Consider the following 586-nt stretch of genomic DNA (forward strand, 5'->3'; position numbering starts at 1 on the left):
CGTTGCTTGAGGCATCACCGTTGCGTTGCCGCTTCGGCGTCATCTGTCGCTTCTTCGCTTCGACCGTAATCGCTTGCGCTTTACGTATCCTCTGTGCAGTTTTCAAGGAGCAAATGAAATGATGGTGGGCCTAGGTGGACTCGAACCACCGACCTTACGATTATCAGTCGTACGCTCTAGCCAACTGAGCTATAGGCCCATCATGACCCGCTTCGTCCTCACGCATCGCTGCGCGCGCCTTCGGGTCTGCCAGTTTCCCGGCTGATCCGGCGACGTCCTACTCTCCCAGGGACCACCGTCCCAAGTACCATCGGCGCTGGAGAGCTTAACTGACCTGTTCGGGATGGGAACGGGTGTGACCTCTCCGCCATTGTCACCAGATCATATTGTGTTGTTGAGTTCCCGGTGTCTCGACCGGAATTCAGAATCTATCATACCGGCTGACCGAAATCAACCAGTAGATATTTCCTCCGAACCCAGTCACCCGGTCCCTCAAAATCAAACAGTTGCGTTTCTTGCGTGCGTTCGACCTCGACATCTCGCAACACAGACGCCATTTGACCTTAACGGTCACAGGCGACAGTCG

General features: G+C 55.1%; 1 tRNA gene and 1 rRNA gene. Both read right to left on the reverse strand.

Going from position 1 to position 586, the window contains the following annotated elements:
• Window positions 1-122 precede the first annotated feature (122 nt).
• Window positions 123-199: transfer RNA gene (locus GTO91_RS17670), tRNA-Ile, on the reverse strand.
• A gap of 65 nt (window positions 200-264) precedes the next feature.
• Window positions 265-381, reverse strand: a 5S ribosomal RNA gene (rrf, locus tag GTO91_RS17675).
• Window positions 382-586 lie beyond the last annotated feature (205 nt).

The sequence above is a fragment of the Heliomicrobium undosum genome (assembly GCF_009877425.1).
Classification (GTDB): Bacteria; Bacillota; Desulfitobacteriia; order Heliobacteriales; family Heliobacteriaceae; genus Heliomicrobium; species Heliomicrobium undosum.